Source organism: Treponema sp. UBA753, from assembly GCF_002297325.1.
In the GTDB taxonomy this organism is placed as follows: domain Bacteria; phylum Spirochaetota; class Spirochaetia; order Treponematales; family Treponemataceae; genus Treponema_D.
This window is the reverse complement of the sequence record NZ_DBKJ01000004.1, coordinates 3732-8878: the sequence shown is the minus strand read 5'-3', so window position 1 is coordinate 8878 and position 5147 is coordinate 3732. Positions and strand designations below refer to the sequence as shown.

General features: G+C 36.0%; 6 protein-coding genes and 1 pseudogene. All 7 read left to right on the top strand.

All coding sequences use genetic code 11. From position 1 onward, the window contains the following. Window positions 1-45 precede the first annotated feature (45 nt). The 7 genes and pseudogenes from B4C08_RS00240 (at window position 46) to B4C08_RS00215 (ending at window position 4724) form a co-directional block, all read left to right on the top strand. Window positions 46-363: a PG0541 family transporter-associated protein gene (locus B4C08_RS00240; RefSeq protein ID WP_276752243.1), complete on the top strand. Its 318-nt coding sequence runs from the start codon at window positions 46-48 to the stop codon at window positions 361-363. Between the two features lie 129 nt (window positions 364-492). Then, window positions 493-819 (top strand): annotated as a pseudogene (locus B4C08_RS11205) (acyltransferase family protein); the annotation flags it as partial. Between the two features lie 19 nt (window positions 820-838). Further along, window positions 839-1603 carry an acyltransferase family protein gene (locus B4C08_RS00235; protein ID WP_296662059.1) on the top strand — a complete coding sequence of 255 codons (765 nt, stop codon included), beginning with the start codon at window positions 839-841 and terminating at the stop codon, window positions 1601-1603. A gap of 134 nt (window positions 1604-1737) precedes the next feature. Beyond that, window positions 1738-2040 carry a hypothetical protein gene (locus B4C08_RS00230; RefSeq protein ID WP_295801031.1) on the top strand — a complete coding sequence of 101 codons (303 nt, stop codon included), beginning with the start codon at window positions 1738-1740 and terminating at the stop codon, window positions 2038-2040. Next, window positions 2037-3797, top strand: a complete 1761-nt coding sequence (locus tag B4C08_RS00225; RefSeq protein WP_296662058.1) for an HD domain-containing protein — start codon at window positions 2037-2039, stop codon at window positions 3795-3797. The genes B4C08_RS00230 and B4C08_RS00225 overlap by 4 nt, the downstream gene beginning before the upstream one ends. A 65-nt stretch (window positions 3798-3862) precedes the next feature. Continuing rightward, window positions 3863-4378, top strand: coding sequence for a transcription termination/antitermination NusG family protein (locus B4C08_RS00220; protein WP_296662057.1), 516 nt, complete (start codon window positions 3863-3865; stop codon window positions 4376-4378). Between the two features lie 88 nt (window positions 4379-4466). Beyond that, window positions 4467-4724, top strand: coding sequence for a hypothetical protein (locus tag B4C08_RS00215; protein ID WP_295801040.1), 258 nt, complete (start codon window positions 4467-4469; stop codon window positions 4722-4724). Window positions 4725-5147 lie beyond the last annotated feature (423 nt).

Genomic DNA, 5147 nt, shown 5'->3' with positions numbered 1-5147 from the left:
GCCCCTTGAAGCAAACAACGCTTAGCTTTTTATTGGAGGAAAATTATGGCTGATGAATACGAAAAAAATATACAGCGCGTGCGTGTAGAAATAATCTGTTCCCAGGCATTGGAAGAAGACTTTGCCGAGGAATTTGAAAAAAACAAAGTAGGCAAGCACTACACAAAAATTTCCCCTGTAATGGGAGCAGGCTACAGCAATCCGCATTTAGGAGACGCAGTCTGGCCGCAGCTCAACACAATGTACATAATCTACTGCAGCGAAGAAGAAGCTGAAAAAATCAAGCAGATTGTGGTCAAGCTTAGAAAGCTCTTTATTACAGAAGGAATCGGCTGCTTTATAGGAAGCGGAACTGAAATATAAAAATTAAATCCTGCTGGTTTTTACTGGCAGGATTTTTTTTCGACAAAAAATTGAAGTAGAATTACAAAATCTTGGAGGAAAAATGTCAAAGGATGCTTGTAATAAAACGGACGAAACGGTAACTCAACAATAGATAGTGATACTTCTCGCCGTATAACTTCGCTTAGATTTCTTTTAATCGTTCTTGTCGTATTCATTCATAACTGTTACACACCTCAATCAATTCAGAGAATTATGGATAATGGTGACATGCCACCTCTTTTTGTGAAAAACTCATTTGTGCATTGGGTAAAAATCTTTATAACATTTGGAATATCACGTTGTGCAGTTTCGTTGTTTTTTATGTTTGCGGCTTTTTTGCAGGCGAAGAAGAATGACAGTTATCTTGTTCTTCTAAAGAAGCGGGCAAAATCTCTTTTGTTGCCGTATGTGCTTTGGATGTCACTTCTTGTTTTTTTTCTATGGTGGGCTAAAATTGATTGTAGCAAGAATAGCTCCGCAGTTTCTTGGTCATCCAGAAAATACTTGCCTTACATGGACTGTTTTGGATTGGGTTCACAAGGTCTTGGGGTACAAGCCGAATCTAGATGGGAGCGGTTTTGATTTTCCAGAATTTGCTGCGCAGTTTTGGTTTATTAGAGACCTTATGATTCTTGTTGTTGTTTCGCCTGTGATAAAAGCCCTTATCAAGAAGTTTCCAGCCGGCTTTTTTGCATATGCTTTTACAATCTTTATAATTCCTGTCCGCATGTATTTTGTCGAGACAACGGCTTTCTTCTTTTATATAGCTGGCTTGTATTGGGGAATGTATGACGTTCCATTATTCCAGAAGATTGACAGAATCCAGTGGAAGGAAATACTCTCGCTCTTTGTGGTTTCTGTTATATTTGCATTTACGCTTGGCGGCGGAGAACATACCACTTCGCGTAACTTTATGGTAATTTTCTCCTGTGTGATTGTGATAAAGTTTTCTGCCGTCATTGTGCGTAAAGAAAAATTGTATTCGCTTTACTCATACCTTGCAGGCTTTTCGTTTTTCCTGTTTGCAATTCATGCTCCGCTTGTAAACGAATATACCTCAAAACTGTGGATTTTGTTCTTTCCGATAAAGAACACATCCTGGAGCTTGTGCCAATATTTTATCCCGACTTTCTTAACAATCGTTATCGGAACCGGAATCGGGATTGTGATTAAGAAAATTTGTCCGCCTTTATTTAGGGTTTTGAATGGGGGAAGGTAAAAAAAACAAGAATTACAGAATATTCATAAATTGAACAAAATCTTAGTTTTTACCTTGTCAACAGACAATAATAAGTTTATACTAATCAGAACTTACTTTAGAGGTTTAAAGACGAAATGTGTAGATTCATAGGCATGGAATATCTGGCCGCAGCCGCATTTATTGCATTTGATAAGGAAGATGTTACTTTGGACGAGTTATCTCAATATGGAATCAAGGTAACAAAAATTCTTGAAGATAGCCATATCTCTGCTGTTATTCTTTGCTCGGAGCATTATGCTTTGGAAATGGTAAGGAACTTTTCCGATTGTTTTGACCTTATTAATGATGATACTATCTTACATTTGAAAGTAGAGAAGAATATTTTAATTGCAAGATTTCTGACGTATATGTCAAAAGACCTTCTTTCGGCTTTTACGAAGCAAAAGGTTAAATGAGCGACATAACAAAAATAAAAGACCCTCTTTATGGTTATATCAAAGTCGAGGATTCTGATATAACCACAATTTTAAATAGTGCCGAATTTCACCGTCTTTGTGATATTGTACAAACAAGCTATTCTTCGGTTTTTCCTACATCTACTCACAATCGATTTACTCATTCATTAGGTGTTTATTACTTAGGAACGATAGCCAGTGCGTCTCTTGTAAATTCATTTGACTTTTTAAGAATTAAGGGATTTGGAAAAGAAAAAATAGAAAAGTATAAACATCTGTTTCTGCTTGCCTGTTTGCTGCATGATGTAGGGCATGCTCCATTTTCTCATACAGGTGAGGCTTTTTATTTGGAGAATAAACAGAATCCAATATGGGAGCAGCTGAAAGCAGAGGTAGGTGACGAATGTTTTGACAGTGACTCGAAAGGTCGTTCTGTTGGTGCTCCTCATGAAATAATGAGTGCATTTGCTTCCTTAAAATTTTTCCCGAATTTGTTTACAAACAGTGAAGAGAAATCTTTCTTTGCTCGGTGCATTGTTGGATTAAAATATAGCGAAAATTCTGATGTATCCAGTATCAAAAACTGTTTTGTAGAATTGCTCAATTCAAAGACAATAGATGTTGATAAACTTGATTATCTTTTGCGGGACAGTTTTGTTACAGGCTTTAGTAGCGTAGATATTGATTATAAACGCTTGCTTTCTGCTGTGTGCGTTGCAGCAAAGAAAAGTAATTCTTCCAAAAAGCTGGTGCTTGCTTTTAACAAATCCGCTCTTAGTACTTTGGAAAGCGTGATTCTTGCACATGACATGGAGCGCAAATGGATTCAAAATCATCCTGTAATTCAATATGAGAACTATCTTGTAAAGTATATCATTTCAGAAGTCGTAAAATATTATCAGAGGAAGAATATATCCATATTTTCATTCCATGCGCTAGCTGTTAAAGGGTGCTCCAATGATGTTGAGGTAAAATCTTTTATAGACTTTATAAAAAGTAATACAAGTAACAAAAATGTATTAAAGTGGCTTGATTATGATTTCGAAACTTTGTTGAAAGACTTCCTTGAAAAGAACAATATTAATTTAAATACTAACATTCGGCTTCTTACTGATTCGGATGTTTTGGCAACGGCTAAAAATTGTCTGCCAGAGAATGCCATTATAAATGAATATTTTGACCGAAGTTCGAGAAAAAAAAGTTTTTGGAAGTCCGAATCTGAATATAAGATTTTGTTTGAACAAGATGCAATCAGTAAGGAAGCTTTGAAACAGTTGGAAGATAGGTTTACTTCTATTGAGAACGGATTAAAAATAGCTGATATGCTACCAATAATAAATGCCGATGCATTGCAGTATTTTAAGGAACAAAAGTTAAAACTGGATTTTTTTCCTGGATATGAGAAAGTACAGCAAAGAGAATTGAATAGTACAATCGCTCTGCTTGAGTTGTTAGAAAACTTTGCAAACGAACAGAGAATACCATTTGAATTTGTTACGATTTCTGCAAATCAATTTAATACAGGATTCAATAAAAAAGATTTTAAGGAAATCAATGTATATTTTCCGAATTTGAGCAATGTCAGTTTCTTGAAAGATGCCATAAACCTTTTTGATGCAGAACAGCCCCGTTCGAATTTCTTTTATCTCTATGCAAAAATGGAAAATAGAGATTATCAGGCAATCTCGAATTTGGTAAAAAAACTGATACGTTTTGCTACGGATAATTTTACCAGCGATAAATCATTCATAAAATGAACTGATTGCAAATAAAAAATCTTAATGGTAAACTTTTTTCTAAAATTTTCACTGGGGGAGCAAAAATGGAAAATTACTGCATAATGGTGCAGACTGGAAGCGAAGAAAAATTCAAGGAAGAGGCGGCGACTAGACTTTCAGAAACAGAAAACAGCAGCAAAGTACAGTTTTACTTCTTTAAGAAAATGATGCGGACAAGCAAAGGCAAGACTTTTGAAGAGCCGCTTTTTCCAGGATATATTTTTTTAGAGGCGGACTCCCTGAACACAGAATGTGTTACAACCTTAAAAACAGTAAAAAATTTCTACCACTTTTTAAAATCCAACAGCGACATAACAGAGCTTAAAGGAACAGACCTTGCGGTTGTAGAGCAGTTCAAGCGGTGCGGAGAGCGGCTAGGCTTTTCAAAGCTATATTTTGAGCCGGGCAGAAAAATCGTAGTCGTAGAAGGACCTCTGCAAGGACTTGAAGGAAAAATAATCGCAGTCAACAAAAAAAGATGCCGCGTAACAATCCAGCTTGACATGATGCCAAACGTAAAAAAAATAGACTTGATGTACGACCTTGTTCAGCCGGTGTAGGAGATGTGGGCTGTTTAACACGCAAACCGCGAAACAATAATCACACGCTGGGTAAAATATTTTGGAATTTAATCGAAAGGAGGTTTTTATGGGAATTTATTACAGCACTGTTGACGGCATAGTTCTTACTTTTTCAAAAATCCGCAAAAACGGCATATTTGACGAAATCGACTTTCGCTTTGAAAGACCAAATGACAAAGGAGGATTTGATTTTGCCGAGGGAAAGCTGCCTAACAATACATTCAATAAGTCATACGGATTTTCAGAAGACGAGCTTTTAGATTTGGAAAAGTATCTTAAAAACAATGCCTTTTTGATCTGGGAAATTGCACGTGAAACCGCATAAAATAATTGCATAGCAACTAAAGCATTCTTACAGTTTTCTTTATATACAATATTATGGCAAACAACTTTGATATTTTCTTTATTGACAGCGGTTTAATATTTGATTTATAATCTATAAGATACGTTGCAACTGTTTATTGATGTCCGGTAGGGACGTAAACGTGTACAGCTCCAAGCCTTTTTTTAGTACGCTGGGATTTTTCTCATTGCGGAAAGGGTGGAGGTGTATGCGGAATGGAATAGCTGAAAAACTTCAGCTATTATTGTCCAATAAACTACAAATTGACTTTTTAATAAAAGTGTTATATTTTTGCCGTTAGTATGAATGAAATGCAGAAAGAGGATTTGTATCAGATTCAGGTACGGCTGTGAAAACAAGCGAAAATGAGTACACAATGGAAACTCTTGCAGCTCTTGCCGGCAA

Coding starts and splice junctions, on each gene's coding strand:
- B4C08_RS00240 (WP_276752243.1), top strand. CDS start 46: ATGGCTGATGAATACGAAAAAAATATACAGCGCGTGCGTGTAGAAATA.
- B4C08_RS00230 (WP_295801031.1), top strand. CDS start 1,738: ATGGAATATCTGGCCGCAGCCGCATTTATTGCATTTGATAAGGAAGAT.
- B4C08_RS00225 (WP_296662058.1), top strand. CDS start 2,037: ATGAGCGACATAACAAAAATAAAAGACCCTCTTTATGGTTATATCAAA.
- B4C08_RS00220 (WP_296662057.1), top strand. CDS start 3,863: ATGGAAAATTACTGCATAATGGTGCAGACTGGAAGCGAAGAAAAATTC.
- B4C08_RS00215 (WP_295801040.1), top strand. CDS start 4,467: ATGGGAATTTATTACAGCACTGTTGACGGCATAGTTCTTACTTTTTCA.